Origin of the sequence: Azospirillum sp. SYSU D00513 (assembly GCF_017356015.1) — a bacterium.
Classification (GTDB): domain Bacteria; phylum Pseudomonadota; class Alphaproteobacteria; order Azospirillales; family Azospirillaceae; genus Azospirillum.
The window spans coordinates 46138-59488 of the sequence record NZ_JAFIQV010000012.1 but is presented as its reverse complement, the minus strand read 5'-3'; the positions used below and the strand labels follow the sequence as shown (position 1 = coordinate 59488).

The 13351-nt window shown below is 68.3% G+C and carries 16 protein-coding genes and 1 tRNA gene; 6 read left to right on the top strand and 11 right to left on the bottom strand.

Annotated features, from left to right (window positions below):
- Positions 1 to 122 precede the first annotated feature (122 nt).
- Both JUB11_RS11225 and JUB11_RS11220 read right to left on the bottom strand, forming a co-directional pair.
- Positions 123 to 389 (bottom strand): hypothetical protein, encoded by a 267-nt coding sequence (locus JUB11_RS11225; RefSeq protein WP_207458620.1) that lies wholly within the window; start codon positions 387 to 389, stop codon positions 123 to 125.
- A gap of 193 nt (positions 390 to 582) precedes the next feature.
- Positions 583 to 843: a hypothetical protein gene (locus JUB11_RS11220; protein WP_207458619.1), complete on the bottom strand. Its 261-nt coding sequence runs from the start codon at positions 841 to 843 to the stop codon at positions 583 to 585.
- A 188-nt stretch (positions 844 to 1031) separates the two neighbouring features.
- Between JUB11_RS11220 and JUB11_RS11215 the strand changes: the two genes are divergently transcribed.
- Positions 1032 to 1199 (top strand): hypothetical protein, encoded by a 168-nt coding sequence (locus JUB11_RS11215; RefSeq protein WP_207458618.1) that lies wholly within the window; start codon positions 1032 to 1034, stop codon positions 1197 to 1199.
- Positions 1200 to 1289: 90 nt separating this feature from the next.
- On the opposite strand, the gene JUB11_RS11210 is transcribed toward JUB11_RS11215, so the two are convergent.
- Positions 1290 to 2360 carry an SDR family oxidoreductase gene (locus tag JUB11_RS11210; RefSeq protein ID WP_207458617.1) on the bottom strand — a complete coding sequence of 357 codons (1071 nt, stop codon included), beginning with the start codon at positions 2358 to 2360 and terminating at the stop codon, positions 1290 to 1292.
- A 152-nt stretch (positions 2361 to 2512) separates the two neighbouring features.
- Here JUB11_RS11210 and JUB11_RS11205 point away from each other — a divergent pair, with 152 nt between their 5' ends.
- From JUB11_RS11205 to JUB11_RS11195, 3 genes are read left to right on the top strand one after another with little or no spacing between them, the layout of a single operon-like run.
- Positions 2513 to 2782: a sulfurtransferase TusA family protein gene (locus JUB11_RS11205; RefSeq protein ID WP_348771410.1), complete on the top strand. Its 270-nt coding sequence runs from the start codon at positions 2513 to 2515 to the stop codon at positions 2780 to 2782.
- A gap of 50 nt (positions 2783 to 2832) precedes the next feature.
- Positions 2833 to 4083 carry a DUF2478 domain-containing protein gene (locus JUB11_RS11200; RefSeq protein ID WP_207458616.1) on the top strand — a complete coding sequence of 417 codons (1251 nt, stop codon included), beginning with the start codon at positions 2833 to 2835 and terminating at the stop codon, positions 4081 to 4083.
- 47 nt (positions 4084 to 4130) lie between these two features.
- Entirely contained in the window at positions 4131 to 4454 is a 324-nt protein-coding gene (locus tag JUB11_RS11195; RefSeq protein ID WP_207458717.1) for a DUF1244 domain-containing protein, read from the top strand.
- A gap of 19 nt (positions 4455 to 4473) precedes the next feature.
- Here JUB11_RS11195 and JUB11_RS11190 read toward each other — a convergent pair whose 3' ends face one another.
- From JUB11_RS11190 to JUB11_RS11175, 4 genes are all read right to left on the bottom strand, one after another.
- Entirely contained in the window at positions 4474 to 5112 is a 639-nt protein-coding gene (locus JUB11_RS11190) for a chemotaxis protein CheC (RefSeq protein ID WP_207458615.1), read from the bottom strand.
- A 162-nt stretch (positions 5113 to 5274) separates the two neighbouring features.
- Positions 5275 to 5350: transfer RNA gene (locus JUB11_RS11185), tRNA-Glu, on the bottom strand.
- Between the two features lie 43 nt (positions 5351 to 5393).
- Positions 5394 to 6431 (bottom strand): low specificity L-threonine aldolase, encoded by a 1038-nt coding sequence (locus JUB11_RS11180; RefSeq protein WP_207458614.1) that lies wholly within the window; start codon positions 6429 to 6431, stop codon positions 5394 to 5396.
- Positions 6428 to 6766 (bottom strand): hypothetical protein, encoded by a 339-nt coding sequence (locus JUB11_RS11175; RefSeq protein WP_207458613.1) that lies wholly within the window; start codon positions 6764 to 6766, stop codon positions 6428 to 6430. Before JUB11_RS11175 ends, JUB11_RS11180 begins: the two co-directional genes overlap by 4 nt.
- Positions 6767 to 6795: 29 nt before the next feature.
- Here JUB11_RS11175 and JUB11_RS11170 point away from each other — a divergent pair, with 29 nt between their 5' ends.
- Together JUB11_RS11170 and rpoH are read left to right on the top strand one after the other, a co-directional pair.
- The gene (locus JUB11_RS11170; protein WP_207458612.1) at positions 6796 to 7812 is read left to right on the top strand and encodes an RluA family pseudouridine synthase; all 1017 of its coding nucleotides are present in this window, start codon (positions 6796 to 6798) and stop codon (positions 7810 to 7812) included.
- A gap of 121 nt (positions 7813 to 7933) precedes the next feature.
- A complete protein-coding gene (rpoH, locus tag JUB11_RS11165; RefSeq protein ID WP_207458611.1) occupies positions 7934 to 8818 on the top strand; it encodes an RNA polymerase sigma factor RpoH in 885 nt (294 codons plus the stop codon).
- Positions 8819 to 8872: 54 nt separating this feature from the next.
- Here the strand turns inward: rpoH and JUB11_RS11160 are convergent, their stop codons facing one another.
- The 4 genes from JUB11_RS11160 to gcvH all read right to left on the bottom strand — a co-directional run bounded on the left by JUB11_RS11160 (position 8873) and on the right by gcvH (position 13263).
- Positions 8873 to 9802: a hypothetical protein gene (locus JUB11_RS11160; protein ID WP_207458610.1), complete on the bottom strand. Its 930-nt coding sequence runs from the start codon at positions 9800 to 9802 to the stop codon at positions 8873 to 8875.
- 170 nt (positions 9803 to 9972) lie between these two features.
- On the bottom strand, positions 9973 to 11532 hold the full coding sequence (gene gcvPB, locus JUB11_RS11155; RefSeq protein WP_207458609.1) for an aminomethyl-transferring glycine dehydrogenase subunit GcvPB: 1560 nt from the start codon (positions 11530 to 11532) through the stop codon (positions 9973 to 9975).
- Entirely contained in the window at positions 11529 to 12887 is a 1359-nt protein-coding gene (gcvPA, locus tag JUB11_RS11150; RefSeq protein ID WP_207458608.1) for an aminomethyl-transferring glycine dehydrogenase subunit GcvPA, read from the bottom strand. Before gcvPA ends, gcvPB begins: the two co-directional genes overlap by 4 nt.
- A gap of 1 nt (position 12888) precedes the next feature.
- Complete coding sequence (gcvH, locus tag JUB11_RS11145; protein WP_207458607.1) at positions 12889 to 13263, bottom strand: glycine cleavage system protein GcvH; 375 nt, start codon at positions 13261 to 13263, stop codon at positions 12889 to 12891.
- Positions 13264 to 13351 lie beyond the last annotated feature (88 nt).

The window sequence follows — 13351 nt, the reverse complement described above, 5'->3', positions numbered from 1 at the left end:
CCGGCACACAATGGGGCATGTGCCTTCAGCCTACGTGATCGATCTGGAACTTTCCTCAAAAATCGACACTTTCAGAGTAGGGAATCAGCCTTTAGAGCCCATCCCAGCACTTTGGTGTCGGTTCAGGAGAGCTTCCAGCCCGCGACGGGGCCGCGCCATTCGACGGTGGGTAGGCGCGGAGGCTGGTTCTCGCATTCCGCCTTGGCACAGCCGCAGGCAGGAAAGAGGCAGCTCTCGCCGTTCACGTCGACGGCCCGGACGGCGAGGTCGTAGCGCACGCCCCGCATCAGATCCGCGCCGCTGGCGCTGTGCTGCTCGTAATGCTCGACGACGTCACGCACCCGGATCAACGCCGCGCGACGCTCATCCTTGTCCTTGCCGGGGTTCATGCATCCCTCCCGTCACCGTGAAGTTGCATCGTAACCCGGCCGGCACCGCCCGTCTCTCCGTGAAAGCGCCTTACCCATGTCCCGCCAGCCTCTTACACCGGAAGCGAAACGGGCATAACCTTGTCGGAAGGGGGCTCGGCGGCCCGGGATAGGACCCGGAGGGAATAAACGGGCAAGCGCGGGAGAACAGCGGCTAAAGCAGCTTCCAGGAGGCGTTCGTCTCGTCCCAGGTCACTTGCGGCTGGCACAACGGCTGGCGCGCGCAGTCCGCCTGCGGGCAGCCGCAGGCCGGGAACATGCACCGGTCGCCGTTCACGTCCGAGGCGTTCACCGCCAATTCGTAACGGGCCCCGCGCATGCGTTCCGACCCCGCCGGGTTGTTGCGCTCGTGATGCTGGATCAGCGCGCGCGCGTGCAGCAGCTTGGCGCGGTCCGTCACATTGTGCTGGGTCATGCTCCCTCCTTATCGTGCGCAGGCAAAGGGAGAAACAAGGCAATGGCGAGTGGAAGGCCTTCGCGAAAAGGGCTTACCGCCAGTGGGCGGGAGCGCTGCCGTCGCGGTACGGTCCGTGAGCTTGCATCCCCACGCCTGTTCTCCCCTGGAGGCCGCAGCACGCGCCCGAACGGACAGGAGAAGACGCCATGACCGATACTCCGAAGGACAAGGCCAACGACGAACGCCCGCAGGGCGACGCACCCGCCGGCCAGATGTCGGACCGCGACGAGGCGGCCCCGGGCACGCCGGGCACGGCCGAGAACATCGATCCCAAGACCGGCGAGAAATTCATCGAGGGCATCGGCGGCGCCTGACTGCTCAGGCTCCGGATATGCGGGAAAAGCCCGGCGAGGCCCACTCGCCGGGCTTTTCGTGGGATTCTCGACCGAGGAAGACAGCTCGCGTCAGTGCGCGGATTGGCCCCGGTAGGATCCCCGCCGGCCGACATTGCGCGGCATGCCGCTCATGACCCCGATGGGGATCAGGAACAGGGCGAGGTTGGTCCAGGAGAATCGCCGTTCCCGCCGGCCGCCGGTCCCGCCCGCATAGGCCTGGCCCTGCCCCGATCCCTGGAGGTCGCCGAACCCGTTGCGCTCGCGCCAGCCGCCGCTCGCCCCGTGATATTCGGGCATGGGGGCCAACACCGCGCCGGAGGTGTCGCGGGCCGGACGGTTCTGGAACATGTCGTGTTCGATCATGTGCGCCATCATCTTCTCGGTCATGCCGGGAGCGACGGCGTTCTGCAGCGCGGTCATGCGGCCCATGTTGCCGACGAACACCTCGCGCTGCGGGCGTTCGGCCAGCGACACGATCGTGGCGGCCACGTCCTCCGGCGCGTAGAGCGGGTTCAGCGGCTTGATGGCGCGGCCCGTGTAGTTCGCGGCGTGCTGCCACAGGGGCGTGTCGATGGCCGCCGGCATGACGACGCAGACATGGATGTCCGGCTCGTCCACCAGCTCCTGGCGGAGCGATTCGCTGAAGCCGCGCACGGCGAACTTGCTCGCCACATAGGGCGTCGCGTAGCGCTGCCCGACGTTCGACACCATGGACGCGGTGTTGATGATGATCCCCTCGCCATGGTCGAGGAAATGCGGCAGCACCGCCCGGCAGCCATGCACGACGCCGAGGAAATTGGTGCGCATGACGCGCTCGAACACGTCCTCGGGGATCTCCTCGAACCGGCCGAAGGCGATGACGCCCGCGTTGTTCACCCACACGTCGATGCCGCCGAAGGCATCGAAGGCACGCTGCGCCAGCGCCTTCACCTGCGCGGCGTCGGTGACGTCGGTCGGCACCACCATCGCCCGCCCGCCGGCATCGATGCATTCCTCCGCGACTTCGTGCAGAGCGGCGTGGCTGCGCGCGGCGAGGATCACGGCGGCACCCCGGCGCGCGAACTCCAGGGCGGTCGCCCGCCCGATTCCGCTGGAGGCGCCGGTGATCACCACCACCTTGTCGAGTTGCCCTGTGGCCATGGGATCCTTCCTGATCGTTCGGTCAAAGCTGTTGCTCCTACAACAGGCGTGATCCGGAAACGGCGCGCCAAGCGTCTGGAGAAGGCCGCGCGAACCCGCTAAGGTTCCCCGACATTCCGTGTGTTCAGACCCGCAGCGAGGGAGCGGCGCCGGTGGCAACCGAGATTCCAGGCGACGAAACGGAGACCGGCAGGAGGGCTGCCAGGGAGCTGGACGTGAAGGGGCTGCACTGCCCCCTGCCCATCCTGCGAACCCGCGCCCTGCTCGACCGCATGGCGCCGGGGGAGGAGGTGATCGTCTACGCCACCGACCCCGCCTCGGTGATCGACTTCAAGCATTTCTGCAACACCACCGACAATGCCCTGCTCGGGCACGAGACGCGGGGCGAGCTGTTCGTCTACCGGATCCGGCGCGGCGGCTGACGGCCGACCCCGGCACCCGCACCGCTTCACAGCTAGGAGGCCCCCTTCCCATGGCGACCCTGCGCCCCGTGCTCGCGCCGCCGCTGCGTCCCGGCGCCGTGGTCCATGGCCCCGGATCCGACGTGGACCGGCTGCTCGACCGCTTCGTGTCGGAGCTGCGCCGGCGCGGCTTCCGCACCGCCGGGCTGGTGCAGCGCAATTACGGGGCCGGCGACGATTGCGCCGACCGGATGGAGCTGGTGGACGTGGCGACCGGCCGCTCCTTCGGCATCTCGCAGAATCTCGGGCGCGAATCGCGGGCCTGCCGCGTCGATCCGGCAGGCGTCGCCGACGCCAGCCAGGTGGTGCGCCGCGCCCTGGAGGAGCGTCCCGACCTGCTGGTGATCAACAAGTTCGCGGGGCTGGAAGCCCATGGCGAGGGGCTCGCCCGCGAGATGCTGGAGGGCATCGCCGAGGGAATCCCGGTCCTGACCAGCGTGGGCAGCCGCTATCTCAACGAATGGCAGAGCTTCACCGGCGGCTACGCGGCCCTTCTGGCGCCCGACGAGGAGGCGCTGTGGCGCTGGTGGGGGCCGCACCGCCTCTACGAGGATCTCGTGCTCGGCGTGCGCGAGGCGGAGGTGCGCCGCGTCGTCCTCGGCGGCAAGTGGATCATGGTGGAAACGGTGGACGGGGCGGTCGGGCTCGCCGCCCGCCCCTCCTCCGCGCCTGATCCGGAAGGGCCGGATCTGGAACGGCAGGCCCCGGAAAGCTGGGCCGGCACGAGCCTGTCGGCGCTCGCCCGGCAGGCCGCCCGCGCCTGGAACCCGGTCTCGGCCGCGGCCGGCATCGCCGCGCTGAACGCCCATTACAACCACGACGGCCTGTCCGGGGGTGGCGGCAACGGCCTCGATCACTTCGCCGGGGTGGAGGGGCGGCTCGTCGTGGTCGGCGCCTTCCCGGACATCGCGCGGCGCCTGCCCAGGGCGCAGGTGGTGGAGATCAGGCCCGGCCCGGGCGAATATCCGGAGGTGGCGGGCGAATGGCTGCTGCCGGGGGCCGAGGCCGCCGCCGTGACCTCCTCCACGCTGGCCAACCGCACCCTGCCCCGCCTTCTGGCCGCCGCGGCCGGGACGCGGGTGGCGCTGGTGGGGCCGGGCACGCCGCTCACCCCGCGCCTGTTCAGCTATGGGATCGAGGCGCTGTCGGGCTTCGTGGTGGAAGACCGCAACGCCGTGGCGCGCGTCATTCTCGAGGGCGGCTCGTCGCGGGACTTCCACCGGCACGGCCGCTTCGTCACACTGCGCCGATCCGATCGGTGACCGACACACACGCGAAGAAACCGGAGCACAGCATGTCTGACCAGAACCTGGACGAACGGACCCGGATCGAGCTGGAGGCCGCGGCCTTCCGCGGGCTTGTCGCGCATCTGCGCAAGCGCACGGACGTGCAGAACATCGACCTGATGAATCTCGCGGGCTTCTGCCGCAACTGCCTGTCCAAATGGTACCTCGCCGCCGCGAAGGAACGCGGCATCCCGATGTCCGACGACGAGGCGCGGCTGGCGATCTACGGGATGCCCTTCGCGGACTGGAAGGCGCAGTACCAGAAGGACGCCAGCGCGGAGCAGAAGCAGCGCTTCGAGGACACCAAGCCCATGCACGCGGAGATCAGCGGCCACAACACGCGCTGACCGCCGCGGCCGGCGGTCCTCAGTGGCCGGCGGGTGTCTTGGAGGCGGACAGGCCGGCCACCAGTTCCTGAAGCAGAATCTTCAATTCGCTAAGCGCGGGCAGGTCCAGGGTCAGGATCAGGAAGCCCTGGATCTGCCGGCTGCGCACCGAGAAATCCACCTGGACGAACAGGACCAGTTCGTCGGGCGCGCCCACGCGGCCCGAGAACAGGATGCTCCTCCCGTCGCCGCGCACGAACTCCGGCAGGGAGATCGACAGGCTCTCGTGCAGCGAGTTCGCCAGGACCGACAGGCAGCCGTTCAGCAGGACGTTGCCGATCTCGGTGATCGCGTCCTCCTCCAGCACGGAGATTTCGTGGAGCGGCGTGCGGTCGCCGACGGAGGCGCGCACCAGCTCCAGGCTGTTCGTCTCCGGGAAGATCAGCAGCGCATGGCCGGAGATGCGTCCCTTGAACCGCTCGCAGATGGCGACCATCGGCTCGGCCCCGCCCTCGGGGAGCTGGGCGACGGCCTGCTCGCGCTGGATCACCGTCAGGGCCGGCACCGACAGCACCACCTGGTCCGAGACGATCCGGCTCAGATGCGTGGCGGCGCGGCTGACCCCGATGTTGACCAGCTCGGTCAGGGCGTCCTGTTCGATGTCTTCAAGGATGGGCAAGGGATCGGCCAACCATCTTCCGGATGTTGAAGGCAACGAGGCGACCAACCTAACAAGCAGGGCGCCGGATCAGTACGGTGAATACAACCGTCCGAGGTCCGAACCGTGCCGGAAAACAACAAAGCCCCGCCGTTTGGGCGGGGCTTTTGTCGGTGAGCCGGTTGGCGTCCCCTAGGGGATTCGAACCCCTGTTACCGCCGTGAGAGGGCGGTGTCCTAGGCCTCTAGACGAAGGGGACGTCGTCGGCGTGGCGCGATATGTAATGGACCGGCCGAAGGGGATCAAGCACTTTTTCCGGCTTTGCCCGCAATTTCGAGAAGGCCGTCCACCGCCGACTGCGGCGTGTCGAACGCGGTCACCAGACGCAGCAGGTTTCCGTCCCACCGGTAGACGCCGCAGCCCGCCGCCTCCAGCGCCGCGATGGTGGGCTCCGGCAGGCGTACGAAGATCTCGTTGGCTTGGACGGGATGGGCCAGCTCGGCGCCCGGCAGGGCGGCCAGCCCCTGCGACAGCCGGTCGGCCATCGCGTTGGCGTGGCGGGCGAGCCGCAGCCAGAGATCGTCGTTCAGCCAGGCGTCGAGCTGCGCCGACAGGAAGCGCATCTTGGAGAAGAGGTGCGCGCCGCGCTTGCGGCGGAAGGCGAAATCCTCGGCCAGCGCCGGGTTGAAGAAGACCACCGCCTCGGCGGCCAGGCAGCCGCCCTTGGTGGCCCCCAGCGCCAGCACATCCAGTCCGGCCCGCCAAGTGATGTCGGCCGGCGCGCAGCCGAGCCGGGCCACGGCGTTGGCGAAGCGCGCGCCGTCCATGTGCACGGCCATGCCGCCGGCATGGGCGGCCTCGACCAGCGCCGCGACCTCGTCGGGCCGGTAGACCGTTCCCGCCTCGGTCGCCTGGGTCAGGCTGAGGGCCGAGGGCTGCACCCGGTGCACGACGCCAATCCCGGCCCTGGCCACCGCCGCCGACAGCGCCGCCGGCTCCAGCTTGCCGCCCGGCCCGGCGATCGGGACGAGCTTCGCGCCGCCGGTGAACTGCTCCGGCGCGCCGCATTCGTCCATGTGGATGTGGCTTTCCTCATGGCAGTACACGGCACCCCAGGGCGGCACCAAGGCCGACAGCGCCAGGGAATTGGCCGCCGTGCCCGTGGCGACCGGGAAGACGGTGACCTGCGTCTCGAAGATCTCCGCCAGACGCGCGGTGACCCGCTTGGTCAGCGCATCCTCGCCGTAGGGGCTGGCGGAACCAGTGGAGGCGGCGGCCAGCGCATCGATGACCTGGGGCGCGGCACCCGCGACGTTGTCGCTGCGGAAGTCATGATTCATTGGACGGTTTCCTTGCGGCCGGCGGTGACGGTGACGGTGACGGCGCCGTTGCGCGGGTCCATGACGTAGATCCGGTCGGCGCCGTTCGGCACCGTGACGCGGAGGAGGACCCGGCTGCCGACCGCCAGCATCTCCTCGATTCGGGAGCCGGGCGGCACGTCCAGCGGCACCTCGACCGGTGCGTTGCCGGGGGCGGGCGCTTCGACCGCGGGAACGGCCGTGGCGGCGCGCCGTTCGGGATCGTTCATGCGGCGGTACAGCTCGGCTCCGACGATCCAGAAGCCGGCGACGATCAGCACGCCCATGATGACGACGAGTGCCTTTAGGAGCTGCACGGATTAGGGTCCATTCTCGCGGATTAGGAATGACGAACGGTTTAGCGATGCCCGAGCACACCGACAACAGCGGACATCTCACTTATGCGGTGCCCGAGGAGGCCGCGGGCGAGCGGCTGGACAAGGCGCTCGCCGCCGGCCTGGAAGGATTGTCGCGCTCCCGCGTGCAGGCGCTGCTGGAACAGGGCTGCGTCCGCGAGGGCGGCCGGACGGTGACCGACCCCTCCATGAGGATCAGATTCGGACAAACTTTCGACGTTTTCATCCCCGAAGCTGAGGATGCTGAGCCGGAGGCGCAAGATATTCCTCTGGCGGTCGTCTACGAGGACGAGGACGTGCTGGTCATCGACAAGCCCGCCGGACTGGTGGTCCATCCGGCCGCCGGAAACCCGGACAACACGCTGGTGAACGCGCTGCTGGCCCATTGCGGCGACAGCCTGTCGGGCATCGGCGGCGTGCGGCGGCCCGGCATCGTCCACCGGCTGGACAAGGACACGAGCGGCCTGATGGTGGTCGCCAAGAACGACCGCGCCCACGCCGGCCTGACCGAGCAGTTCGCCGACCGCAGCCTCAGCCGCACCTACCAGGCGCTGGTCTGGGGCGTGCCCTCCCCCCGCGAGGGACGGATCGAGGCGAACATCGGGCGCAGCAGCGCCGACCGGAAAAAGATGGCCGTGGTCACCGGCGGCGGGAAGCACGCCGCGACACGCTACCGCGTGCTGAAATCCTTCGGCCGCTCGGCGGCGCTGATCGAATGCAAGCTGGAGACGGGGCGGACCCACCAGATCCGCGTGCACATGACGCATGCCGGCCATCCGCTGGTCGGGGACCCTCTCTACGGGCGTGGCCGTTCCTCGCGTTCGGGCGGGTCCTTCGCCTCGGCGCTCCCGGAACCGCAGCGCGGCGAACTTGTTGGTTTTCCACGTCAGGCGCTGCACGCGACAGGCCTTTCCTTCATCCACCCGACGCGCGGAGAAACCATGCGCTTCACGGTGGATCTGCCCGCGGATTTGCAGGGTCTGCTGCGCAGTTTAGAATCGGTTTAAAGTTCTATACCCGACTGCCAATGTCGGTTAATCTTTGCCACGAAGGGTGTTCACGGACACCCATGAAGAGCGGGAAAGTACGGGGTTCCATCCCCGGCTCAACCGCCGGAGAGGGTAAAACATGGCGTCACGTTCCAGCGTTCCGGTCATCACGTCCGAATCCAACCTCTCGCGCTACCTGCAGGAAATCCGCAAGTTTCCGATGCTGGAGCCGCAGGAGGAGTTCATGCTCGCCAAGCGCTGGCAGGAGCATGAGGACGCCGACGCCGCGCACAAGCTGGTGACGAGCCATCTCCGCCTCGTCGCGAAGATCGCCATGGGGTACCGCGGCTACGGCCTGCCGGTGTCGGAGCTGATCTCCGAGGGCAATGTCGGCATGATGCAGGCTGTGAAGAAGTTCGACCCGGACAAGGGCTTCCGGCTCGCCACCTACGCGATGTGGTGGATCCGTGCCGCCATCCAGGAATACATCCTGCACAGCTGGTCGCTGGTGAAGATGGGCACCACCGCCGCACAGAAGAAGCTGTTCTTCAACCTGCGCCGGTTGAAAGGCCAGATGCAGGCCATCGAGGAAGGCGACCTCTCGCCCGAACAGGTGAACGCCATCGCCACCAAGCTCGACGTGCCGGAGCAGGACGTCGTCAACATGAACCGCCGCCTGGCGAGCCCCGACCATTCGCTGAACGCGCCGCTCCGCGCGGACAGCGAGGGCGAGTGGCAGGACTGGCTGGTGGACGAGACGGCCAGCCAGGAGATCACGCTCGGCGAGCGGGAGGAGTTGGGCAAGCGCCGCAAGCTGCTGACCCAGGCCATGGAGAACCTGAACGACCGCGAGCGCGACATTCTGATGGAACGCCGCCTGCGCGAGAACCCGACCACGCTCGAGGACCTGTCGCAGAAATATGGCGTCAGCCGCGAGCGCGTCCGCCAGATCGAGGTGCGCGCCTTCGAGAAGCTTCAGAAGGCGATCAAGAACGCCGCGGTGGAGCAGAAGCTGGCGAGCTGACCCCATCGGACGGCAAGGGGGCCGGCTCGCCGGCCCCTTGCTCTTTCCTTTCCCTTATTTCCCGGTGTCCGGGTGCTTGCCAGCCGCTCGGATGCGGACGAACCGCTGAAGCGTGTCGAACCAGAAGGCGGCACCGAGCGAGGTCGCGAAGCCCGTGATGCCGCAGCCGAGAATCTTCGGCAGGATGAGCGTGGCGCCCGCCGCCGTGAAGAGCGCGCTGAACTCCCCCGTCTTCCAGCCGATGGCGCCGGTTTCCAGCAACTGGTTCACGAGGCCTGCGGTCGTGGCGCCGTCGGTCGGCAGAGTGCCCTGGCCCACCTGATCGCCGAGCGCGGCCAACGCCGTGCGGATGGTCGCTTGGTCACCAAGGGTCGAAACGATCGAGATGCTGTCCGCGTCCAGCAGGACCGCCACGGCAAAGCCGATCATGATCCCGATCCACTGCGACCAGCGCTTGTAGGCCCCGGAGACACGGTCCATCACGCTGTTGTACCAGGCCTCGAGATTGGCCTGCAGCTTGTCCAGGTCGCCCTGCGCGTCGGTCAGCAGCAGCTTGACGCCGGCGCCGATCCGCGTGTTCTGGTTGGTTTCGGCCCAGCCCTCCACCTGCGAGTAGACCACCTGCGCCGTGGCGCCCGCAGCGGCGGCCTGGGACGCGATCCCGATCACCGCGCGGGCGAAATTCTCCGCCGGAATGTAGGAGGGCTGCCGGTTGGTGCGGGTGAGCGACGCGATCAGCGGGCTGTCGCTGAACTGTTTCAGCAGATCAGCCGCCGGGTTGGATGACGGGGCGGTGCCCGGATTCGGGCTGGGCGCCTTGTCCGCCTCCTCCGGTGCGCCGAAAAGGTTGGCGATGCCGCGCCGAAGCAGATTGGCCCGCATTCCGATGAGGCTCGACAGCGCTTCCTGCGCGGCGGTCACCACCAGGCTGATGGCGAGATAGATCAGGATCAACCCGATCGCAATGTCCAGAAGAGTTCCCACGGTCGCCTTCCATCACGCTGATGCGCTGATGTTTAGAAGGGCTGCTTATAACAAAGACTTAAAAAGCCGGTGCTTTCAGCACCCGCAATAGAGCGCGGCCCAATACATCCATGTGGATGCATTGGGCCGCGGGCCGTCCGGCGGTTCTCTCCGGACGGCCCTCGCTTCCGTCACTCCGCGGCCTGGGCCTGCTCGGCCGGCGGGGTCCAGCGCAGGATCGGCTTGCGGGCGGCGCCGGTCTCGTCCAGGCGGCGGCGCGGGGTCAGGCGCGGGGCGCCCTGGAAATACTCCACGTCGCCCGACTTGGCCCGTTCCGCCAGGGCGCGGAGCGCCGTGACGAACTGGTCGAGGCTTGCCTTGGACTCGGTTTCCGTCGGTTCGATCAGCAGGGCGCCATGGACGACCAGCGGGAAATACATGGTCATCGGGTGGAAGCCTTCGTCGATCAGCGCCTTGGCGATGTCGAGCGTGGTCACCCCCGTCCCCTTCAGGAAGCGGTCGTCGAACAGGCACTCGTGCATGCAGGGGCCGTCAAAGGACGGAGTCATGACGTCCTGGAGACGTGCCATCACGTAGTTGGCGTTCAGCACGGCGTCGCTCGCCACCTGCCACAGCCCGTCCGCCCCGTGGCTCATCATGTAGGCGAGCGCCCGGACGAACATGCCCATCTGGCCGTGGAAGGCCTTCATGCGGCCGAAGGCCGGACCCTCGCCCGCTTCCTCCACGAGCCGGAAATCGCCCTTCTCCTTCACGACGAAGGGCACGGGCAGGTAGGGTGCCAGCGACTCCGCGAAGACCACAGGACCGGAACCCGGGCCGCCACCGCCATGCGGGGTGGAGAAGGTTTTGTGCAGGTTGATGTGCATCACGTCGATGCCGAGGTCGGCCGGCCGCACGCGCCCGACGATGGCGTTGAAGTTGGCGCCATCGCAGTAGAAATAGCCGCCGGCCCCATGCACGGCCTCGGCGATCTCCAGGATCTCGCGCTCGAACAGGCCGCAGGTGTTGGGGTTGGTCAGCATCAGCCCGGCGACGTCGGGGCCGAGCTTCGCCTTCAGAGCCTCCAGGTCGACACGGCCGTCCGGCGTCGCCGGAATCGACTCGACCGTGTAGCCGCAGGCGGCGGCGGTCGCCGGGTTGGTGCCGTGGGCGCTTTCCGGCACGAGGATCTTCGTGCGGCCGGTGTCGCCGCGCGCCTCATGGGCGGAGCGGATCGCCATGATGCCGCACATCTCGCCATGGGCACCCGCCGCGGGCGCCAGCGTCACGGCGGCCATGCCCGTCAGCGTCTTCAGCCAATGGGCCAGCGTGTCCATCAGCTCCAAGGCGCCCTGCACCGTGCTCTCCGGCTGGAGCGGGTGCACGTCGGAGAATCCGGGCAGCCGCGCCATCTTCTCGTTCAGGCGCGGGTTGTGCTTCATCGTGCAGGAGCCCAGCGGATAGAGCCCGCTGTCGATGGCGTAGTTCTTCTGCGACAGGCGCGTGTAGTGGCGGACCACCTGCGGCTCGGCCAGGCCTGGCAGGCCGACCGCCGCGCGCGGCTTCACGGTGCCGAGCCGCATGCGCATGGCCGGCACCTCCGGCAGATCAACGCCGCAGCGGCCGGCGCTGTCCTGTTCGAAGATCAGGGGCTCCTCGATCTGGAGGCCCCGGTTGCCGGTGATGGTGTCCGGGACAGCGCTGTCGGCGCTGCCGATCCCGGTCGGGCGGCCCTGGTTGTTCATGCTCATGACAGAACCTCGGAGAGCGCCTTGGCGAAGGCGTCCATGTCGGAGTCGGTGTTGGTTTCGGTCGCGGCCACCAGCAGCAGGTCCTCCATCTCTCCCGGATAGAGGCGGGAGACGGGGACGCCGCCGAGGATGCGGCGCTGCGCCAGCTCCTCCACCACGCCAGCGGCGGGTTTGGGAAGCCGGACCGTGAACTCGTTGAAGAAGCTGTCGTTGACGATCTCGACGCCCTTCACCCCGGCCAGCCGGTCGGCGAGTTGGCCCGCCTTGGCATGGTTCAGCCGGGCCAGCCCGGTGAAGCCCTCCTCGCCCAGCAGGCTGAGGTGTATGGAGAAGGCGAGCGCGCAGAGGCCCGAATTGGTGCAGATGTTGGACGTCGCCTTCTCGCGCCGGATGTGCTGCTCACGCGTGGAGAGCGTCAGCACGAAGCCGCGCCGGCCGTCCGCGTCCACCGTCTGGCCGCAGAGGCGGCCGGGCATCTGGCGGACATACTTCTCCTTCACCGCGAACAGCCCGACATAGGGGCCGCCGAAGTTCAGGGTGTTGCCGAGCGACTGGCCCTCGGCCGCGACGATGTCGGCCCCCATCGCGCCGGGCGGGGTGAGCAGGCCGAGCGACATGGCCTCCGTCACGACGACGATCAGCAGGGCTCCCCTCGCCTGGCAGGCCTGGGCGAGTGCCGTGTAGTCGCGCACATGGCCGAAGACGCTGGGGTTCTGCACCACGACGCAGGAGGTCTGCTCGTCCACCAGCGCGGCGAGATCCTCGCTGCCCATTGGATCGGTCGGCCGTGCGTCGGCCTCGAACCCGATGAAGCGGGCGTCGGTCGTCGTCACGTCCCGGTAATGCGGGTGCAGGCCGCCGGACAGGACCGCCTTCTTCCGGCGCGTCACGCGGTTGGCCATCATGACGGCCTCCGCGCAGGAGGTGGCGCCGTCATACATGGAGGCGTTGGCGACATCCATCCCGGTCAGCAGCGCCACCTGGGTCTGGAACTCGAACAGCACCTGCAGCGTGCCCTGGCTCACCTCCGGCTGGTAGGGGGTGTAGGCGGTCAGGAACTCGCCGCGCTGGACCAGATGGTCCACCGTGGCCGGCACGTGATGGCGGTAGGCGCCCGCGCCGAGAAAGCTCGGGCAGGAGCCCGCCGGCAGGTTGCGGGCGGCCATGGAGCCCAGCGCGCGCTCGACCTCCAGCTCGCCCATGTGGTTCGTCAGCCCCTCGATCGGGCCGGGCCGCCGGGCGGCCTTCGGCACGTCGCGGAACAGGTCGTCCACGGTGGCGGCCTTGATCGGCGACGCCTGGATGGCCGACAGCATGGAACGCCGGTCGGCCTCGGTCAGGGGCAGGTAGCGCATGTCAGTGCTGGCCCTCGACGAATTCCTTGTAGGCGGCTTCGTCCATCAGCCCGTCCAGCTCCGACGGGTTGGTGAGGCGCAGCTTGAAGAACCAGCCGGCGCTCTCGGCACCGCCGTTGACCAGGGAGGGGTCGGCCTCCAGCTCCGGGTTCACCGCGATCACCTCGCCGGATACCGGGGCGAAGACCTCGCTCGCCGCCTTCACCGACTCGACGACGGCGGCTTCCTTGCCCTTCTCCAGCGTGCGGCCGACGTCCGGCAGCTCCACGAAGACGACGTCGCCGAGCTGCTGCTGGGCGTAATCGGACACGCCCACGGTCGCCTCGTCGCCCTCGACGCGGATCCACTCATGGTCCTTGGTGAACTTCACGGTCATTCTCTTCCCCTTCGGTGTGGGAGTTCGTTCGGTTGTTCGATGGAATCAGGCGTTCGATGAAAAGGATAGGCCGGCACGGCGGCCGGGC